Annotated in this window: 23 protein-coding genes and 1 pseudogene; 4 read left to right on the forward strand and 20 right to left on the reverse strand. The window is 65.3% G+C overall.

Going from position 1 to position 18836, the window contains the following annotated elements:
• Window positions 1–111 precede the first annotated feature (111 nt).
• The 4 genes and pseudogenes from U9J41_RS09670 (at window position 112) to U9J41_RS09685 (ending at window position 3040) form a co-directional block, all read left to right on the forward strand.
• Complete coding sequence (locus U9J41_RS09670) at window positions 112–405, forward strand: hypothetical protein (RefSeq protein WP_322401981.1); 294 nt, start codon at window positions 112–114, stop codon at window positions 403–405.
• Window positions 406–462: 57 nt separating this feature from the next.
• Window positions 463–1491: pseudogene (locus tag U9J41_RS09675) on the forward strand (IS5 family transposase).
• 47 nt (window positions 1492–1538) lie between these two features.
• Complete coding sequence (locus U9J41_RS09680) at window positions 1539–2672, forward strand: DNA/RNA non-specific endonuclease (protein WP_322401982.1); 1134 nt, start codon at window positions 1539–1541, stop codon at window positions 2670–2672.
• Complete coding sequence (locus U9J41_RS09685; protein WP_322401983.1) at window positions 2672–3040, forward strand: hypothetical protein; 369 nt, start codon at window positions 2672–2674, stop codon at window positions 3038–3040. Before U9J41_RS09680 ends, U9J41_RS09685 begins: the two co-directional genes overlap by 1 nt.
• A 139-nt stretch (window positions 3041–3179) precedes the next feature.
• Here the strand turns inward: U9J41_RS09685 and U9J41_RS09690 are convergent, their stop codons facing one another.
• The 20 genes from U9J41_RS09690 to U9J41_RS09785 all read right to left on the reverse strand — a co-directional run bounded on the left by U9J41_RS09690 (window position 3180) and on the right by U9J41_RS09785 (window position 18835).
• Entirely contained in the window at window positions 3180–3401 is a 222-nt protein-coding gene (locus tag U9J41_RS09690; RefSeq protein ID WP_322401984.1) for a hypothetical protein, read from the reverse strand.
• A gap of 450 nt (window positions 3402–3851) precedes the next feature.
• On the reverse strand, window positions 3852–4079 hold the full coding sequence (locus U9J41_RS09695) for a hypothetical protein (protein ID WP_322401985.1): 228 nt from the start codon (window positions 4077–4079) through the stop codon (window positions 3852–3854).
• 179 nt (window positions 4080–4258) lie between these two features.
• Window positions 4259–6304, reverse strand: coding sequence for a flagellar biosynthesis protein FlhA (gene flhA, locus U9J41_RS09700; protein ID WP_322401986.1), 2046 nt, complete (start codon window positions 6302–6304; stop codon window positions 4259–4261).
• Entirely contained in the window at window positions 6304–7389 is a 1086-nt protein-coding gene (locus U9J41_RS09705) for an EscU/YscU/HrcU family type III secretion system export apparatus switch protein (protein ID WP_322401987.1), read from the reverse strand. Before U9J41_RS09705 ends, flhA begins: the two co-directional genes overlap by 1 nt.
• A complete protein-coding gene (locus U9J41_RS09710; protein ID WP_322401988.1) occupies window positions 7389–8150 on the reverse strand; it encodes a flagellar biosynthetic protein FliR in 762 nt (253 codons plus the stop codon). Before U9J41_RS09710 ends, U9J41_RS09705 begins: the two co-directional genes overlap by 1 nt.
• Before the next feature lie 7 nt (window positions 8151–8157).
• The gene (gene fliQ / locus U9J41_RS09715) at window positions 8158–8424 is read right to left on the reverse strand and encodes a flagellar biosynthesis protein FliQ (protein WP_322401989.1); all 267 of its coding nucleotides are present in this window, start codon (window positions 8422–8424) and stop codon (window positions 8158–8160) included.
• An 8-nt stretch (window positions 8425–8432) separates the two neighbouring features.
• On the reverse strand, window positions 8433–9569 hold the full coding sequence (locus U9J41_RS09720; RefSeq protein WP_322401990.1) for a tetratricopeptide repeat protein: 1137 nt from the start codon (window positions 9567–9569) through the stop codon (window positions 8433–8435).
• Between the two features lie 19 nt (window positions 9570–9588).
• Window positions 9589–9981, reverse strand: coding sequence for a hypothetical protein (locus tag U9J41_RS09725; protein ID WP_322401991.1), 393 nt, complete (start codon window positions 9979–9981; stop codon window positions 9589–9591).
• Between the two features lie 7 nt (window positions 9982–9988).
• Window positions 9989–10597 (reverse strand): tetratricopeptide repeat protein, encoded by a 609-nt coding sequence (locus tag U9J41_RS09730; protein ID WP_322401992.1) that lies wholly within the window; start codon window positions 10595–10597, stop codon window positions 9989–9991.
• Window positions 10598–10621: 24 nt separating this feature from the next.
• Entirely contained in the window at window positions 10622–11377 is a 756-nt protein-coding gene (locus U9J41_RS09735; protein ID WP_322401993.1) for a sigma-70 family RNA polymerase sigma factor, read from the reverse strand.
• A gap of 6 nt (window positions 11378–11383) precedes the next feature.
• Complete coding sequence (gene fliP, locus U9J41_RS09740) at window positions 11384–12142, reverse strand: flagellar type III secretion system pore protein FliP (protein ID WP_322401994.1); 759 nt, start codon at window positions 12140–12142, stop codon at window positions 11384–11386.
• On the reverse strand, window positions 12139–12495 hold the full coding sequence (locus tag U9J41_RS09745; RefSeq protein WP_322401995.1) for a flagellar biosynthetic protein FliO: 357 nt from the start codon (window positions 12493–12495) through the stop codon (window positions 12139–12141). The genes fliP and U9J41_RS09745 overlap by 4 nt, the downstream gene beginning before the upstream one ends.
• Before the next feature lies 1 nt (window position 12496).
• Entirely contained in the window at window positions 12497–12817 is a 321-nt protein-coding gene (locus U9J41_RS09750; RefSeq protein ID WP_322401996.1) for a FliM/FliN family flagellar motor switch protein, read from the reverse strand.
• Window positions 12818–12835: 18 nt separating this feature from the next.
• On the reverse strand, window positions 12836–13627 hold the full coding sequence (locus tag U9J41_RS09755) for a FliM/FliN family flagellar motor switch protein (RefSeq protein ID WP_322402054.1): 792 nt from the start codon (window positions 13625–13627) through the stop codon (window positions 12836–12838).
• Complete coding sequence (flgF, locus tag U9J41_RS09760; protein ID WP_322401997.1) at window positions 13627–14796, reverse strand: flagellar basal-body rod protein FlgF; 1170 nt, start codon at window positions 14794–14796, stop codon at window positions 13627–13629. The genes U9J41_RS09755 and flgF overlap by 1 nt, the downstream gene beginning before the upstream one ends.
• 8 nt (window positions 14797–14804) lie before the next feature.
• The gene (locus U9J41_RS09765; protein ID WP_322401998.1) at window positions 14805–15209 is read right to left on the reverse strand and encodes a flagellar hook capping FlgD N-terminal domain-containing protein; all 405 of its coding nucleotides are present in this window, start codon (window positions 15207–15209) and stop codon (window positions 14805–14807) included.
• Window positions 15206–16315, reverse strand: coding sequence for a hypothetical protein (locus U9J41_RS09770; RefSeq protein ID WP_322401999.1), 1110 nt, complete (start codon window positions 16313–16315; stop codon window positions 15206–15208). Before U9J41_RS09770 ends, U9J41_RS09765 begins: the two co-directional genes overlap by 4 nt.
• A complete protein-coding gene (locus tag U9J41_RS09775; RefSeq protein ID WP_322402000.1) occupies window positions 16312–16764 on the reverse strand; it encodes a hypothetical protein in 453 nt (150 codons plus the stop codon). The genes U9J41_RS09770 and U9J41_RS09775 overlap by 4 nt, the downstream gene beginning before the upstream one ends.
• The gene (locus tag U9J41_RS09780) at window positions 16761–18074 is read right to left on the reverse strand and encodes a FliI/YscN family ATPase (RefSeq protein WP_322402001.1); all 1314 of its coding nucleotides are present in this window, start codon (window positions 18072–18074) and stop codon (window positions 16761–16763) included. The genes U9J41_RS09775 and U9J41_RS09780 overlap by 4 nt, the downstream gene beginning before the upstream one ends.
• The gene (locus U9J41_RS09785; protein WP_322402002.1) at window positions 18071–18835 is read right to left on the reverse strand and encodes a FliH/SctL family protein; all 765 of its coding nucleotides are present in this window, start codon (window positions 18833–18835) and stop codon (window positions 18071–18073) included. Before U9J41_RS09785 ends, U9J41_RS09780 begins: the two co-directional genes overlap by 4 nt.
• Between the last annotated feature and the right edge of the window lies 1 nt (window position 18836).

The following is an 18836-nucleotide window of genomic DNA, read 5'->3' on the forward strand; positions in this document are numbered from 1 at the left end:
GAAATTCCGCCAGGTGCGAGATCTCCACTTGGCAACGCGTTTGGCAATGCGCTGGGCAACAGCTTGGCCGAGACGTCAAGTTCATCGTTTGGCGACCGGTTGAGAGCGGAGATGGACCAACGTCATCAAGCGTTTGTCGACAGTCTTGACGCAAGCGTGCAGGCAGACCTCTCCCAGCCATTAAGCGTGGATATTCAAGGCTTGCTCGATTCCACAGCCGCCCCAATCATGGTCGATGGCGACTTCATGACGCCCGAGCAGATGGATGCAAACCATCGCGCAGCGGGAGCCGAAAGTGATGCGGCAATCCGGAAGTTCTTCAATAAGGAAGTTGCGCAAAACAGCCGACGAATAGACGCGAGTATAGATAAGCAGCTTAAGGGCACCTCGAAAAACCTCGGCTGACCTGACGCCGGCTGGGTAAAATCCGGACATCGAACCCAGCCAGCGAGTGTCGTCATGATGAAACCCCGGATCAGCCTTTTTGCCGAGCAGGAGCGCGAAGACCGGCGAGCAAAGATAGGTGATCCTTTGGTGGGCTTGGCCGAGCACGTCGATTTCGAAGCGCTGGCCTCGCGCATCGATGCCGCCGCACCGCGGCCTTCACGCGCCAAGGGCGGGCGGCCGCCGTACCCGACAGTCTTGATGATCAAGATCCTGGTGCTGCAACAGCTGTACAACCTGGCCGACGACGCGCTGGAGTATCAGTTGCTGGACCGTCGCAGTTTCCTGCGTTTTCTGGACCTGACTGAGAGCAGTAGCATCCCGGACGTCAAGACGATCTGGTTGTTCCGAGACCGATTGGCCCAGGCAGGCGTCGGCAACCGGGTATTCGAGCAAGTCCAGCAACAACTGCTGTCGCAAGGCTATCTGGCGCGCTGCGGCCAGATCGTCGACGCCTCGCTGGTCCAGGCGCCGGTTCAGCGCAACAAGCGCGAGGAAGCCGAGACGGTCAAGGAAGGCACGATGCCGCTGGGTTGGAAACCGCACAAGCGCGCGCAGAAGGATGTCGACGCGAAGTGGACCAAAAAGCACGGCAAGAATCACTTTGGCTACAAGCTGCACGCCAGTGTCGACAAGCGTTGCCAGTTGATCCGTAGAATCGCCGTCACCCACGCTGCGGTGGCGGACACCAACGTCTTTGAAGAGCTGCTCGACTTGAACAATACCAGCCGCGATGTGTATGCCGACCGAGGCTACCCCAGCCTTGAACGGGAAGCCAGGTTGAAGCAAGCGGGCTGGCGCGTGCACATCTAGCGACGCGGCCACGCCACCAAAGGCATTTCCGACACCCAGAAGCAACGCAACCGCGCGATCGCCACGCCGCGTGCCCGTGTCGAGCATGTTTTCGGCGCCTTGGCGCAGATGGGCGGCAAACTGGTGCGCTGCCTGGGGATCGTCCGCACGACGTTCACCCTGCACCTGAAAGCCGCGAGTTACAACCTCAAGCGTCTCGTCTTCTTGAAGGAACACGGGGTTGCAGCGTTCTAAACCAGCGGGCTGGCAGCCTGCGGCTGCCAACCTGGTCTGATTCGGATGTGATCTTCGCTATCAAACCAACGCTGATGACGCGCGACAGCTCGGCAACATTCGATCACGCGTCATATCGCCTCGATCATGCCAAAAGCCGGGTTATTCGAGGTGGCCTTAAGAGTATCCCATCGTTGCCGACTTTGATGGAAAGTCCGGTGACGGGAAGGTTCGGCAGTTTTACGGACCTGTCACGTGAGGACCGCCAAGCCGAAAGCATACGCGCTGCCGCGCTGGCCATAGCAACAGGACCGCAAGCTGTCGCTACCGATGGCGTAGTGCGCGAAGGCCCTGCCATGAGCTATTTGCGTAGCAGCGGAGCGTTGGCACCTAATGCCGGTACAATCGAGGCGCAAGTTGGACCTATGGTACAGCCATTTGTACTGGCTACCATGGTGCCTGGTGGACAGTTGGCCCTTGCAGCTCAAGGCGCTTATCAAACTGGGCAAGGGTATGGTCAAATTCAGAATGGGGAGACAGCGTCCGGCGCATTCAATGTACTTGGCGGAGTGTTGACTGCAGCTGGCGGTGCAGGTAGCTATGCACGCGAAGCCAAGGCGGCCGTGACTTGGCTCGGATCCGGATCGAGCGAATTCGATGGCTTCAGCTTAGGTGGGTTGAAGTTCGGCGCACCGATAAAGATGTATGCTGTGCCGCCCGGACCTTCGCAGCAAACGGTAGTCGTGCGCAGTAACACGGTGACCTTTACTACGGATGCAAGCGGCGCACCCCTATCTGCATCAGGTAGTTTGCGCGAAGCTTTCTCTGGTGCGGGACGGGGTTCGGCCGAATTGCAGGCTCAACGAGCGGTAGTTGCGGCCAGCGGCCTTCCAGGAGATCAAGCAGGGCATTTGGTGGCTCATCGATTTGTGCTTGATAACGGACCAATGAACTTATTCCCTCAAGAGGGGAATTTCAATATGTCTGCGTTTAAAACGCTTGAAAACGACTATGCCCGCTATGTAACACAAGGAAATCAAGTCGACTTCAATCACACCCTTGAAAACTTTAGTGCATCAGGTCGTCCTGGGGCTGTGTCAGTAACATATCGTGTCCTTGATCCCGCTGGTTCTGTTGTGGACGCATGGTCCGGAAGATTCTCGAATCAGTCACGCCAGACATATGTAAGGAGGAGTAGGTAATGAACGAAGAGCAAGCCTCGATTGTCATTGAGCTGGCAAGAGAGTTTATGCATCTGGCCCAGACGGCATATCCAGGAAGCGACAAGGGGTACTTTCGATTTTCTTCAGATGGATCGAAGATGGGGTCTGTTGCTTCTTTTGCTGTGAAAACAGAAGCAACTCTTGTTGATCCGTTCTCGCATCAGTCTTTCTTCAGAATTATGAACAATAAATTCGAAGCGCTGATGCTAAGTTTAGGCAACAATAGGTTAACAGCTGTCCTGATTATTGATTCAGAATTCAACTACGATATCAAGTTTGAGTATGTGGATCTGGATCGTTGGGCCATAACAAAATTAAATGGAGGAAGTGGCATTCCACAACTGTAAAGGCCGCGCTCCCTGCCATGGAGCCGCTTGTTCTTGGGAAGGACAAGAGGTAACACGTAAAGCGCAGTAGCCATGGCGCCCTTCAGCCGATATGTGGCGAGGGCAGATTGCGCCGCTTGACGGCATCATGTGCGGTTTCTTATAGCCCAACGATTTCCGTGACAAGCCGCTCATCCTCGTCGAACACGCCCAAGCGCTGGTCCTTCAGACTGGCGCGGTAGGCGAGTTCGTAGCGGACGATCGCCTTCCGCAAAATCTCGGCTTTCGTCGCGCAGTTGGCCGTCGCCAACTGCTCCAATTTCGCGTTGAGCGCGGGCGACATGGTCAGGGACAGGCGGATGGGTTCGTTGTCGGCGGCCATAGCGGAGTCCTCTCGTTGATGCGTGGAATATGCGCAGATTCTACGCCCGCACTCCTGGCCGTCGCAACCGGTGTTCCTGCGTTTCGCGGGACACCCGCGCCCGACATCATGTGCATACATTACGCACGATACGCGCGGGCGGTTTTTCAGCCGTAAGTGGTTGACTTCAAAGCCGATTCGCTGTTTACACTTTGGAGTTCGCCGCGCTCGAAGAGGCCCGACCTATGGCAAAACCGTCGTGGAATCAATGCTGTAGGTGACTGCAAATGAAAACAGGGCATGGTCGACTGTGCTGACGACCATGCCCTGTTCGGTCGTGATGTGTGAGCTTCTTCGCTCGTTGAGCCGCCGCTGCCATTTCTTTTTTTAGCGGCTAAAGAGATCCCCCAACCCCGGCGCCGCCGCGCGTGGGGTGCGGTTGTTCCGCCAGTGTTCAGCCCTGCCGACGCGTCACTTTTCCTTAACCGCCGGCTTCTCGCTCACCCGGGCCAGCGCACCGGCCACCTGGCTCTTGACGATGATCGCGTCCAGCACCGCCTTGGCCACTTCCTGCTCTTCCGGCCGCATCGCCGCGATCGCCTCGAAGCGCAGTTTGAGGTCGTCGTCCGGTTCGCGCTCGCCTTCCTCGAACAGCAAAAAGTCCGTGCTCGCGTGGGGGGCCAGCGCGAGCTTCTTCAACGCCTCGGCCGTAGGCTATGCGCTACCGGCCTCGTAGCGCTTTATCTGCTGGACATGGATGCCCGAGGCGTCGGCCAAGCCCTCCTAGGTCAGGCCCTTCTGTTTGCGCGGGGCGATCAAACGACCAAACAGGCTCGACATCTAACAAATCCGGCGAAAATTCCAGCAGGTTCCCATCTTCATCCACCCACCGCCCCAAACGCCTTCAAATTCACCGAATTCGGAATCTCCGCCATCGACAACACCCGCAAATGCGGCAGACTGCGCTCCGACAACGTACGCAGATGGCGGCGCAGCTCCGGTGAGCACAGCAGCACCGGCAACATGTTCGCCTTCATCATGCGATCGGCCTGGGTGGCGATGCGCGTGACCAGCTGCTCTGCGAACTTCGGTTCGACGACCATCGACGTGGCGCTTTCCGCGCTGCGAATGCTCTGCAGCAGGGTCTGCTCGATCGACGGGTCCAGCGTCAGTACCTGCAGCGCCGACATCTCGCCCATCAACGCCTGGCAGATCGCATTGCCCAGGCGCTGGCGCACCGCTTCGGTCAGGTAGTGCAGGTCCTTGCTGTTGCGCCCGACGTCCACCAGGGTTTCCAGGATCGCCTCCAGGTTGCGGATCGAGACCTTTTCCTTCAGCAGATTCTGCAGCACCTTCTGCACGTCGCTGACCGACAGCACGGTCGGGATCAGTTCTTCGACGAGGCCCGGCTGCTGCTGGCGCACGCGTTGCAGCAGCTTGTCGGTCTCGGTGCGGGTCAACAGCGCTGCGGCCTGCTGTTTCAGCACCTCGCTCAGGTGGGTGATGAACACGGTGGCCGGGTCGACCAGCGTGTAGCGCGAGCCGCGCGCCAGATCCTTGTCGCTGTCCTCGATCCAGATCGCCGGCAGGCCATAGGTCGGTTCGCGGGTTTCGACGCCCGGCAGCTTGCGCGCGTCGCCGCCGGCGTGGATCGCCAGCGTCCGGTCGATCATGATCTCGCCACGGCCCGCGGGTACGCCGAAGACCTGCAGCTGGTAGGCGTCCGGTCCGAGCTGGGACGCATCCCGGAAGCGGATCTTCGGCAGCACCATGCCCGATTCGAGCGCGTACTGCTTGCGGATCGCGCCGATCCGTTCCATGAAGATCGTCTTGTCGCCATCGACGAGCGGCGCCAGCCGCGTCCCGACCAGCACCTCCACCGGCGCGACATCGAGCAGTTCATAGGCATCGCCCTCGCCTTTCTCTGCACTGGCCTCGACGGCTGCCTCGCCCCCGACTTCCGCAGCGCCCTTGCGGCGCTGGGCCAGCGTGCCGGCGCCGATCAGCACCGCCGCGATGGCCAATGCCGGCACGGCGGGCAGCCCGGGCAGGAACAACAGTACGAGCAAGGCGCTGGCCACCACATACAAGGTCTTGGGGAACGAGGTAATCTGGCGCAGCACTTCCTCGCTCAGGTTGCCGTCCGACGCCGAGCGGGTCACGATGATGCCGGTACCGACCGAAATCACCAGCGCCGGGACCTGGGTCACGATGCCGTCGCCGACGGTCAGCAGCGTGAACGTGTGCAGCGCTTCGTCCCAGTGCATCCCCATCTGCATCACGCCGATCACCAGCCCGCCGACGATGTTGATCAGGAGGATGAGGATGCCGGCGATGGCGTCGCCCTTGACGAATTTGCTGGCGCCGTCCATCGCGCCATAGAAGCCGGATTCCTTCTCGAGCAGCTTGCGGCGGCGCTTGGCTTCGTCCTGGTCGATGAAACCCATGTTCAGGTCGGCGTCGATGCTCATCTGCTGGCCGGGCATGCTGTCCAGCGTAAAACGCGCCGCGACCTCGGAGACGCGCTGCGCGCCGTTGGTCACGACCACATACTGCACGACGACCAGGATCAGGAACACGATCAGGCCGATCACGTAATTGCCGCCGACGACGTAGGCGCCGATCGCCGCGATCACCCGGCCGGCGTCCGCGTCCGACAGGATCAGGCGCGTAGTCGCCACGTTCAGGGAGAGCCGGAACAGGGTCGCGATCAGCAGCAGTGACGGGAAGGTCGAGAACTCGACCGGCCGCACGGTGTAGAACGTCAGCAGCAAGATCAGCATCGCGAAGCTGATGTTGGTCAGGATCAGCAGGTCGAGCATCACCGACGGGATCGGCACGAACAGCACGGTGAGGATTCCCACCACCAGGAGCACCAGCACGAGGTCGGCATTGTTGTTGAGGACACGGCGGAACGGCGACATCAGTTGACCTTTCTGGGAGCGCGCCTGGCGGCGCGCATGGCATAGACCCACACCATGATCTTGGCGACCTGCGGGTAGTGTTGTTCGGGGACGAAGCCCTCGTGATCGACTTCACGGAACAGTGCGCGCGCGAGCGCGCGGTTCTGGACGATGGGAATGTGATGGCGCGCGGCGATCTCGCGCATCTTCAGCGCCAGGTCGCCGGCCCCCTTGGCGACCACCTGGGGCGCGAGCGACTTGCCATGCTCGTAGCACACGGCGACCGCCAGGTGGGTCGGGTTGGTGATCAGGACATCGGCCGAGGCGACCTTGCGCGCCGACTGGCTGCGCTTGAGCATCTCCTTGCGCAACTGGCGGATGCGTGAACGGATGCGCGGATCGCCCTCGCGGTTCTTGTGCTCGTCGCGGATGTCGCGCTTGCTCATGCGCATGCGCCGCGCGAACTCCCAGCGCGTGAACAACAGGTCGAGCATGGCCACCAGGGCCAGCCCGAGCATCAGCTTGACGAGCAGGCCAGCGCCCAGTCCCAGCAACTCCTGCAGGTAGCTCCGGGGCTCGCGCTGCATCAGTCCCAGCAGGCGCGGCACGGTGGAATGCAAGACGCCCCAGGCGATCCAGGCCAGGACCGTCAGCTTGAGCACGCTCTTCGCCGCTTCGTACAGGGTGCGCATCGACAGGACGCGCTTGATGCCGGAGGCAGGATTCAGGCGGTCGAGGTCGGGCTTCAACGGATGCGTCGTGAAGACCGGACCGACCTGCACGAAGTTGGCCAGGACCGCAACGACGAGCAGCACCATGAACAGCGGGCCAAGGACACCCAGCATGCCGAGTGCGAGCTCGCCCAGCCAATGCGCCATGCCGGCCGGCGTCCAGTCGAGGCTGGAAACGCGCGCGAACATCGCCTGCTGCATCCGCATCGCCGTCCGGAGGCCATCCCAGGCACTGGCATACACGGCGATGACCAGGCCGGCCAGCATCGCGACCGCGGTCATGTCCGGGCTGCGCGCGACGCTGCCGCGCTTGCGCGCCTCGTCCAGCTTGTGCTGGGTCGCATCTTCGCTGCGGTCGCTGTCCTGCTCGGCCATTACAACACCCGCTCCCAGAACAGGAACACCGACGCATAGACCCTGCCCATCACCGGGCCCAGCAAGCCGGCGGACAGTGCCAGCAGGGCCAGCGCGATCACGATCTTCACCGGCACGCCGACCACGAACACGTTCATCTGCGGCAGGCTGCGCGAAATCACCGCGAGCGCGATCTCGGCCAGGAACAGACCGAACATGACCGGACCGGCCATCGCGACGCCGAGCGTGAACATGACGCCGAACTGGCGCACCACGGCCTCCGGGTCGAAGGCCGTCAGCCCAGTCCCCGGCGGCACCTGATGCAGCGAATACGCGATGCCGCGCACGAGCGCATGGTGGCCGTCCATGGCGAAAAACATCGCCACCGCGGCCAGGTTGAGCACGGTGGCGAACACGGGAGCCCCGCCGCCGGTGACGGGATCGTAGACGCTGCCAATGCTGAAACCGCTCTGGATGTCGAGGATCTTGCCGGCCACGGAAAACGCCGAAAACGCCGCGAACAGTCCGAACGACAGCACGGCACCGGTCGCCACTTCGCCCGCGCCCGCCGCCAGGAGCGGGCCGTACGCGAAATCGAGCCCGCGCGGCGCCGGCGCCAGGTTCGCGGCCAGCCCCACGCTCAGGGCCAGAACGAGCAATACCCTGGCCGTCGTGACGCCGCGCATGTTGTAAAAGACCGGCGTCAGGATGAACAACATCCCGATGCGGATGGAAGCGAGGCAGATCTGCACGAGCCACCCCTGGTCGATATTCAGCAGCACCGCGTCCTCAGAAATAGCCCGGAATGCCCGCGATCAGGTGGGTCGCGTAGCCGACCAGCCGCGACAGCATCCACGGTCCCATCGCCACCAGCACGACGACCGCCGTGATCAATTTCGGGATGAAGGTTAGCGACGCTTCTTGCACCTGGGTGACTACCTGCAGCACGCTCACCAGCAGGCCGACAACGAGGGTGGCCGCCAGCAACGGCGCCGAAATCAGCAATGCGTTCCACAGCAGGTCCGACATCATTTGCAGGACAAGATCAGAGCCCATCGCCGTCCTCAGCGCGCGCCGGCGCGGCGCACCACGTCGGCCACCGTCATGCCGGGCAGCGCCGCCCGGCCGCCCAGCAGGCGCAGCGCCACCTCGCGGAAGCGCACCCCATCCAGGGCCTCGCCGTTCAGCAGCATGCGCGCGTACGCGGCCGCGAGGCTGGTCCGGTCCAGACGCAAGGCGCGATCGATGCCTGCCTCCGCTTCCTGACGCCGACCGCGCAGCGCGTCGACGGCGGCCAGGCCGCCATGGCTGTCGGCGAGGTTGCGGTCGAGTTCCAGCGCCTGGCCGAATGCCTGCGCACTGCCCTCGAGATCGCCGCCGAACAGCCGCGCCCATGCCAGTCCGTGCCAGCTGCCGACGTGGGCCGGCAGGCGCTCCACCGCCTTTTCCATGTTCGTCCGGGCGGCCGTGAAATCGCCGTCGATCAACCCGGCCAGACCGAGGCCGTTCCAGGCGCGGCCTTCATCTGGATTGAGCGCGAGCACGTCGGCAAAGCGCGCCTTGGCGGCCGCGGCGTCGCCGAAGCCGAGCGCCAGCGAGCCTGCGATCACGCTCGCCTCGAGCGGGCGCGCACTGCCGGCCAACGCCTGTTCGCTGCAGCGCAGGGCGTCCTCCGGGCGGTCGCCGTCGAAATAGACGACGCTCGCGGCGCCCAGGAAACCGGGATGGCCGCCGCAGGCCGGCATGGCCCGGTCGGCCAACGCCTGGGCCTCGTCGAGCCGGCCGCGGTGATGTTGAATGCGGACCGCAAGTGCCGCCCCCTCGCCATCCGCGACAGCCTGGGCCGCGAACGGTTCGAGCGCGTCCCATGCCTCATCGTAGCGGCCAAGCCAGCTGTACGCCGTGGCCAGGTTGAAGGCTAGATGATACTCGGCAAAACTCGCCAGCAGCGGCGCCAGCAGGTCTGCGGCCTCTTGCCAGCGGCGCTGGCTCATCAGAAGATTTGCCTGGCACGCGAGGAAGAACGGATCGCCGGGATGATGGCGTAACGCCGCCTCCAGGTGGCGTTCGGCCCGTCCGGTCGCCCCCACGTCGATGGCCATGTCGATGCAATCGGCCAGCAGGTTCCGATTCGTCGGATCTGCGCCGAGGAAGCCCTCGTAGCGCTCGAGTCGGGCGTTCAGGTCGGTGGGGTGCGTCATGGAGCGATGCTCTCGTCGGTCAAGGTTGGGAAAAATCGGTTCGTGCGTTCGCCAGCAGGTGGCCGATGGCTTTATCGATCATGGCGCGCATCGTGTCGCTGCGCTCCATCGCGGCCTGCACGTCGTCGACGAGCAGGTGGAACTTCGGGTCATTGCCGGCCGCGCTGCCGAACTGTGCCAGCAGCACGGACTCGAGAAAGAGACGGAACGCCTTGCGGCCGCGCTGCGGATCGTCGCGCTCCAGCTGGCGCACGCGCAATTCGATCAACGCCGCCAGCTCGTCCGGTGCCGCCGCGGCCGCGTCGGGCCGCGCCGGCGCGCGTCCGCGCGCGGCGGGCGCGCCCGGACGCTGGGTCAACTGGGTCTGGATCACCCTGACCAGATCCGACACCGAACCAATTGCGGACGTCATGCCGGCCTCAATGCGGACCGTGGCCCGTATAGGTCGAGATCAGCATGTGGCGCCAGCCGGAATCATCGGCCTCGTCCTCTGGATTCTTCTCGTCCACCGGTGCGGCCGGCACGGGCGCCAGGTCGTCCACGCGCGGCAAGCGCCCGAGGATCAGCTGCATGTTGGCGTTCAGCGCCGGATTATCGGTATTGCGTTGCAGGCCTTCGAGCAGGGACGCTCTGGCCAGCATGAATTCGTCGCACATCAGATGCCGCAATCCGGCACCGAAATGGCGCAGGGCATCGCCGTCGGGCAGTTCGTCCAGAACGCTCAGCACCTGCCCGGCCCGCGTCACGTCGGCGTTCGTCAGCAGCAGCAGGCCAAGCTGCAGCCGCGCCAGCGCGAATGCCGGGTCGAGCGCCAGCGCCGCTTCCATTTCCTCCGTCGCGCGTTCCGTCATGCCTGCCTGCGCATACTCCGCGGCCAACAGGAAGTGCGCCATGGCGCCGGCGTCCTGACGCGCCGTCGCCGCCTTCAGATAGGCGATCGCGGCCCCTGCGTCGCCGCGCGCCCCGGCGTTCACGCCAAGCTGGACCAGTTCGTCGCCGGCCAAGCCGTCCAATAGTTCCTGATTCATTCCGTCCCTTCCCATGTTTTGCCGTCAACAGCTGAAGGCGCCGATATCCTGGCGCGCCAGCATCTGCCTGAGCCGCTCGAGCGCTTCCTTGTGCAGTTGTGCCACCCGTCCGCGCGACAGCTGCAGCCGCTCGGCGACGTCGCTGAAGCTCATCTGCTGCAGATAATGTCCCGTCACCACTTCACGCTGGTTGCCCGGCAAGCTGCGTACCATGGCGCGCAGGCGCCGCGCCAGCTGCGCCAGTTCCACTGCCTGGTACACGCTCTCGCCGCCGCCGTCGTCCTCGGCCTGGTACATGCCGGTACCATCGAGCACGAAGCCGATCGCCAGGCCGACGGCCACCTCCGCCAGGTCGGCGAACAGCTTGTCGACGTCGTCGGTCTTTTCCGCCGCCGGCGCAAGCATGTCGGCGCGTTCGCCGGCCATGCGCCGCCGCGCCGATATCTGTTCCTGCACGTCGCTCGAGCGGCGAATACCATCGAGTATAGCGCCGCGCATGCGGCTAGCCGAGAAGGTCTCGAAGCGCACGCCGCTATCCGGATCGTAGCGGTCGAGCGCTTCGATCAACCCGACGTTCGCGAACTGCAGATAGTCGTCGAACTCGATCACCCGGTACGGATGCTGCCCATACAACAGCGCCGCCGTGATGCGCGCATGGCGCTGGTAATGGTCGATCAGCCGTTCGCGCGCACCCGCGTCGCCGGCGCCGCGCCAGGCCTTCCACCACCCGGAGAGCGTGTCCTCGAGTTTGCTTTGGGGGGCCAGTTCGAACATATCCATGTCGCGTCACGCGAACGAACCCAGGAGTGCGCGAACGACCAGGCTCCAGCCGTCGATCAGTACGAACATCAGGATCTTCAACGGCAGTGCGATCGAGGCCGGCGGCACCATCATCATGCCGAGCGCCATCAGCGCGCTGGACACGATCAGGTCGATCAGCAGGAACGGCAGGAAGATCACGAAACCGATCTGAAAAGCCGAACGCAGTTCGGACAGCATGAAGGCAGGTACCAGTTGCACCATGCTGATGTCGTCGACGGTCCTGGGCTGCTCGCCCTTGGCCAGCTCCACCATCAGCGCCAGGTCCGCTTCGCGCGTCTGGCGGACCATGAAGTCGCGCAGCGGCCGCACCCCTGCTTTGACAGCCGGTTCCGCCTCCAGCCGGCCGGCCAGGAAAGGCTGCAAGGCGGCGCCGTTGACCTGCTGGAGCGTGGGCGCCATGGTGAAGAAGGTCAGGAGCAACGCCAGGCTGACCAGCACGGTGTTGGGCGGCGTCTCCTGCATGCCGAGCGCGTGGCGCAACATCGACAGCACGACCACGATCCGGACGAACGAGGTCATGGACATCAGGATCGCCGGCGCCAGGCTCAGGACCGTCAACCCGAGCAGCAGCTTGAGCGGCGTCGCCAGCCCCGCGCCGCCCGCGCCCTGTCCAAGCGTGATCTGCAAGCCCGGCGTCGACAGCACGGGCTCGGCCGCGCACACGCCGTGCACGACCATGCCTGCGCCGACCAGCAGCAACGCCCGCAGGAAGGCCCGGCTCATGCGTCCTCTCCGGCCTTGGGCGGAACCAGGCAGGTCACGCCCTGCTCGCTATAGGACACCAGGTAGTGCTCGCCCTTGTACTCGATCACGCTGAGCAGCGCGCGCGGACCGAGGCGCTGGCTTTCGACGATGCGCAGCATGCGCGGCCCCGCCCCGTCCGGCGTCAGCCCGAGCCGCTTGCGCACCACCAGCACGGCCGCGATGGCGACCAGCGACACGGCCAGCAGCGCAAGTCCCGCGCCACTCCACGGTGCCCCTGCGGAATCCTGTTTGAACGGGATGGCACCACCCGGCGCCGCCAGCGCCAGCGGCGCCGCGCAGCACAGCGCCAGGGCGATCGGAATCAGGCGCATGTCACACCAGCCTGGCGATCTCGGTGATGCGCACGCCGAAGTTGTCCTCGACCGCGACCAGGGTGCCGCGCGCAACCACCTTGCCGTTCACCAGCACGTCGACCGGTGCGTCGACGGCCCGGTCGACCTTGAGCACGGCGGCTTCCTGCAAGGCCATCAGCTCGCCAAGCGTGGTCTCCGCTTCGCCGATCATGACCGACAGGCGCACGGTGACGCCGTCCAGCAGGGCCGCGCTCTTGCCGAGCAGGGCCGGACCGGCGGTCGGCCGCGATTCGAGGGCCGGCAGTTCGATCAATTGTGCTTCGGTTTGGGTACTACTCATGAGATTCCTCGTCAACGATCAAAGACTGGCCGCCAGTTCGACGGCGACCTGTTCGCCGCTGCGGCCGAGATGGGCGGCAAACAGCGGTTTTCCATCCGGGGTGGTGACTTCCAGCCTGCGGTCGAGGGCGACGTCCAGGCGGATCACGTCCCCGATCCCCACGGTCATCAGGCTGGCCAGGTCGACGTCCACCGAGCCGAGCCTGACCGGCAGGGCCAGCGGCACGGCGCCCAGCGCATCGCGCAGCTTCAGGGTGCCCAGCCTGGGCAGTGCCTGGCTTGCGCCAGACGGGGCGCGGCCCGTCCAGGCATGCACCGTCGCGGCGTCGAGCAGGCAATACAGTGTGGCGCGCCCGACCTCGACGCAAAGCTGGACCGCGCCGGACAGCGGCCGGTACTCGTCCACGGGCTGCTGGCCCGGCAGCACCGCCTCGTGCGCTTGTGAACCGCAGATCCGCTCCGACAGCAACGCCAGCAACGCGTCCAGGGCGGCGGTGGCCGCCGCCGGTGCCAGTGCCGGTTCCCCGGCCTGCGGCGGCGCAACCAGTTGTCCGTGAGCGAACGTCGCGTGTCCGATTTCGGCCGCCAGTGTTGGCGTCCAGGCGGTCCAGAGCACCGCGCCGTCCACCCGCCGTCCCTGGCGCCAGCGTTCGGGCCGGGAAGCGGCCTGGTCTGCCGGCACACACGTGCAGGCGACGCCGCCGGCGCCGATCCCCCACGCTGCCGCCCAGGTGTCCACCGCCGCGGCAGACGCCGCGTGCAGCGCCGACAACAGGCTGGCGCCGAGCAGGCGCAGTGGCCGGACTTCCATCACCGATTACCCTTCATGTCGAACAATTCCTGGATCATGTCGTTGGCGGTGCTGATGACGTGCGAGGCCGCCTGGTAGCCGCGCTGCATCACGATCAGGTTGCTGAATTCCTCTGCCATGTCGACGTTCGAGCCCTCCAGATGGCCGGACGTGAGGCCACCGAAACCGCCCAGGCCCGCATAACCATACTGCACTGCGCTGCCGGATTTGAGGGCGAACGCCGAGCGGCCGGCGTCCTCGAGATCCTCGGGAGCGCGGAAGTTGGCCAGCACGAGCCGGGCGCCTTTCACCGATTGGCCGTTCGAATACGTGATGTTGACGACGCCGTCGGCGTCGATGGTCTGGTTCTGGACGGTGCCGGCGGCATAGCCGTCCTGCGACATCGAGGTGAGCGTCGTGGCCGACGCGAGCGAGGTCACGTTGGCACCGAACGAGAGCGTGATGTCGGTCGCGGTCTGGCCGGCGGGCGCATAGCTGAATTTCAGGCTAGAGCTGTCCGCGGCCGGAAAGCCGCCCGTGAATTTGATCGTTCCGGTGCCTACCTGCGTATTGGTGGCGGCATCGGTCACCGTCACCGCGAAGCTGCCGTCACCCGAGTTCGTGAAGCTGAGGTTGAGGTTGTGGGTCGCGCCGCCGGCGTCGATGACGCTTACGCCATTGACCGTCTGCGCGACCGCCGGCGTCGATACCGTGCTGCTCAGGTTACCCGCGAATTGCACGGTCGTGGTTGCCTTGGGCATGCTGCGGTCCTCCGGGTTCACCTTCACGTCCGCCAGGCCGCCGTTGCCGTCCAGCGCAAGCACATGGTCGCCGCTGGCGTTGACCAGCACACCGCTGGCATCGAAATGGAAGTTGCCCGAACGGGTGTACAGCACCTGCCCATCGTGCCGGACGGCGAAGAAGCCGTCGCCGTTGATCATCAGGTCGAGCGGGTTGCCGGTCGACTGGTTGCTGCCGGCCTGGAAATTGATGGAATTGCCCAGCACTTCCATGCCCGAACTGTTGCCGCCGGTCCCCATGCCGGCACTCTGGTCGAACAGGCTAGCGAACTGGGCCTGGGCGCCCTTGAAACCGGTTGTGTTCACATTGGCCAGGTTGTTGCCGACGGTGCGCAGCCCTTGCTCGTTGCCGAGCAACCCCGATGTACCGATATTGATAATGTCGAGCATGTTGACTCCTAGCGGATGTTGACGATCTGGGAAAGGCCGATACCGTCCTGGAACGCGCCGGAACTGGTCGTCACCGTGAGCGTCGGCTGACCCGACGTCATGGACAGGGCACTCACGCGGCCGGTCAGCAGTTGCCCGCCAAAATTTGCATCGATCGTCTTGCCGAGCAATCCGATCGACTGCGTCGACGCCTGGCTCGACAACAAAGAATCGATCTTGCTGTTCAGCTCACGGCTTTGTTCGAGCGACGCGAACTGGGCGATCTGAGCGACGAATTCGGTGTTGTCGACCGGCTTGAGCGGATCCTGGTTGTTCAGCTGGGCACTCAGGATTTTCAAGAAGTCCTCGATGCCGATATTGCTCGACTGCGAAGTCTGGCTCGGTCCGACCGCGGTTGCGGCACTGATAGTCATGCTGGGGAATCTCCTTGGTCAGGGGACGAGGCGGCCGCCGCGTCCGTCAATCGTTGATCAAACAAATCCGCGACCGGATGCGATTGGCCCGGCTCGGTCGACAATTCGACTTCACGGCCGTTGATCGTCAGCGTCGCAAGTCGTGTTCCCTGGACCGACAACTGCATGGCCAGCGCCTGCGCAACGGCGCGCGCCTGGGTCGGCTGCAATTGCGCGTCGCGTATCCAGGCCTGGACGTCGCCGTTGTGTTCGTACAGGTGCAACAGGCGCTGCGCGTACTCTTCGCCGGACTCCACGCCAACCTCGCTGCCGGGACGGGCGCCAGTCGGCTCCTCTTCTTCATGGGACACCTCGGCCTGGCTCGTCGAACCGTCCGGCAAGGGTGCGAACAGCGCCACGCCGCCGCCGGCAGCGGGACCCTGGGTGCGGGACGTCGCTTGCGGCATGGCGAAGGTTTCCGATCGCTCCACCGTGTTTGCGGAGTCGGCGACGATGGGGGCCTGGAGCGGCACCGCGCCGGGGCCGCCCATGCCCGGCAGCGGCCCCCCCGGCGCCGCGGTGACGCCGCCGATGCCCGCCTGCGGCACGGAAGCGATGGCGGGCGGCACGGTGCCGGCGGCGCTTGCGGGCTGGCCCGCGGCGCCGGTCACCTGCGGCATGGCGGACGACTGGAGGGCGCTGGGGACGGCCGATGTCGGTCCGGCCGCCGCCGCAGGACCTGCCGCGAATGACGCAGGCGCATCGCCGGCCGAAGCATCAACAACACCCGCGACTGTCCCGCGTGCGACGTTCGGCGCACCCATGACGACACCACTGCCGTCGGGCTGCAACGATGGTTCGCGATCGTCGTCCTGTGCTCGTGCGGCGCCAGACCGATCCGATGCCATATGTCGCATCGGATCCTGCGCAATAGCACGCGGTGCCGTCGGGCTCTCGGACGGGGATTGCCAGGCATACAGTCCCGGCTGCCGGACCGGCGCCGCCGGCGCCGCCGAAAACAGCGCCCGGTCCATCTCGAGGGCCCAACGGTCATGACGGGCCTGGGCGTGCCGGCGGTCGAGCCGGTCCGGCGACGGACTGTCGGTCATCTCAGCTTTGATATTCATCGCTCCTCTTTCCTGCTTGGGTCGATCCAGCGGTCATCGGCGTCCGCAAATTCCTTGACGGCGATGACCTGCCGGAAGCGCGCATGCGAGCGCGCACGATGGTCGTCCGCCGCATCGACTTCGCGGCGGCGCGCGGCAAGCAGCGCGGCGGTGGCGTCGCGCACCGTGACCCGCTCGGCCAGCGCCGCCCGGTCGTCAGCGAGGCGGGTCGCGACGTCGGCGGCATAAGCCGCCTGGCGCGCATACACATCGACGCCACACTCGCGGCCGGCACCCACCAGGGCGGTCCAATCGTCAAGCGCACCTTTGTAACGATCGAGTACGGCGGCGACCTCGCGTTCCTGCTGCGCCACCTGCTCATTCGCCTCGGCCAATGCCGCCTGCGCATCGCGCAGCGCCCACTCGCGTTGCCGCAACACGGGCTCGAGCCGGTAAACGAAACGCTTCATGCGGCCACCTCGGCGAGTGCGCGGCGCAGCAACGCGAGCGTCTGCGACCGCCCGGACGATTCGTCCACGCGCTGGCGCAGGACCGCGACGATGGCCGGGACCAGGCGGATGGCCTGGTCGATGCCCGCATTGCTTCCCGCTCGATAGGCGCCCATCTCGACCATCTGCCGGTTTCTTTCATAAGTCGCCAGCAGCTCGACGACCTGGGCCATCGTGGCGCGTTCGTCCGGCGTCGCCAGGTCGGAAGCGAGGCGGCTCGCACTCTGCAATACGTCGATTGCCGGGAAGCGGCCCTCGTGGGCCAGTTCGCGCGTCAGCATGATGTGACCGTCCAGCGTGGCGCGCACGATATCCGAGATCGGCTCATTGAAGTCATCGCCTTCGACCAGCACGGTGTAGAGCGCCGTGATCGAGCCGCCGGAAGCCGCGGTGCCGCAGCGTTCGCACAGGGCAGGAATCTCGGCGAACACGGAAGGGGTATAGCCGCGCGCCGTCGGGGGCTCGCCGGACGCCAGCCCGATCTCCCGGCGTGCCATCGCCAGGCGCGTGATCGAATCCATCAGCAGCAGCACGTCACTCCCCGATTCACGGAAAAACTCGGCGACGGCGGTCGCGGTGTAGGCCGCCCGTGCGCGGGCCAGCGCCGGCTGGTCGGATGTCGCGACCACCACCACGCTGCGCTCGATGCCGGCCGGACCGAGGTGATTCTCGATGAATTCGCGCACTTCGCGGCCACGCTCGCCGATCAGGGCGATGACGTTGATGTCCGCCCTCACCTCGCGTGCCAGCATGCCGAGCAAGGTACTCTTGCCGACGCCGCTGCCCGCGAAGATGCCCACCCGTTGGCCGCGGCCGAGCGGCAGCAGGCCGTCGATCGCGCGTACGCCGGTCTCGAGCACGGTGCCGATGCGCGGCCTGGTCAGTGGATTGAGCGGCTCCGCTTGCAGCGGCCGCGTGGCTTGCGCCACAGGGACGGGCTTGCCGTCCAGCGGCTGCCCGAAAGCATCGATGACCCGTCCGAGCAATCCCTTGCCGACCGCAACGCCGGCCGGCCGGCCGGTCGCCAGTACCTCGTCGCCGACGGCAACGCCGCGGAGTTCCCGGTACGGCATCAACACCACCTTGCCGGGCCGCAGGCCTACCGCTTCGGCCAGCACGCGGCTGCCGTCGCCCAACACGAGTTCGCACACCTCGCCGAGGGTGACGTCCGGTCCCGCGGATTCGACGCTCGTTCCCACGACGCCCGTCACCCGGCCGGTTCGGCATCCCAGCGGCATCGTGCGTACCGCGTCCCGATAGGCCTGCATCATGGGCGACTCCCTCCGGCCCTCGCCGCACGCACGGCCAACAGCGTGTCGCGCAACTGCTCGAGCAGGGTTTCCAGGCGCAGATCCAGGTGTCCCACGGGACTGTCGATCATGCAGCCGCCCAACACCACGTCGGTGTCTGCACGCAGGACAACGTCTTGTCCGAACGCGTTGCCTCCCGCAGCATTCGCAGCGAGCAGTTCCGCGTCGTCCGGATGCAGGCGAAGCGTCAGGCCGCCTGTACCGCGGACCTCCGCCAACAGATGATTCACCAGAGCCGCAACCTGCTCGCGCCCGGCCAGCGCCGTGCCGAGAAAACGGGTGACGGCGCAAAACACGATCTCGACCACGTCGTCCTCGGCTTGCGCCAATACCTTCGCGCGCTCTTGGTCCAGGCTCGCCACGGTCGAGCTCAAGCGGTCGGCTTCCTGCCGGAGCGCGGCTTTCGCCTCGGCCGCGGCTTGCTCCTGTCCGAACACATAACCTTCGCGCCGGGCTTCCTCGCGTTCGCGCGCGCTCGCCTGCCTGGCCTCCTCCCGCATGTGCTCGCGCTCGCGTTCGAGCTCGGCGGCCATGTCACGCGCAAGCTCGGCACGCGCAAGCGCCACCTGCTGTTCCAGCTCCTCGGCGAACGACTGTGCCGGCGCAACGGGCGGCGCCTGGACTGTCGGCGGCACCACGGGCGCATGCACCGGCGGGACCGGTGCCATCGCGGCCGGCGGCGCCACAGGCACCGGCCGGGCTCGCGCGAGCGCACGCGGCATG

The sequence above is a fragment of the Massilia luteola genome (assembly GCF_034420155.1).
Lineage (GTDB): Bacteria > Pseudomonadota > Gammaproteobacteria > Burkholderiales > Burkholderiaceae_D > Telluria > Telluria luteola.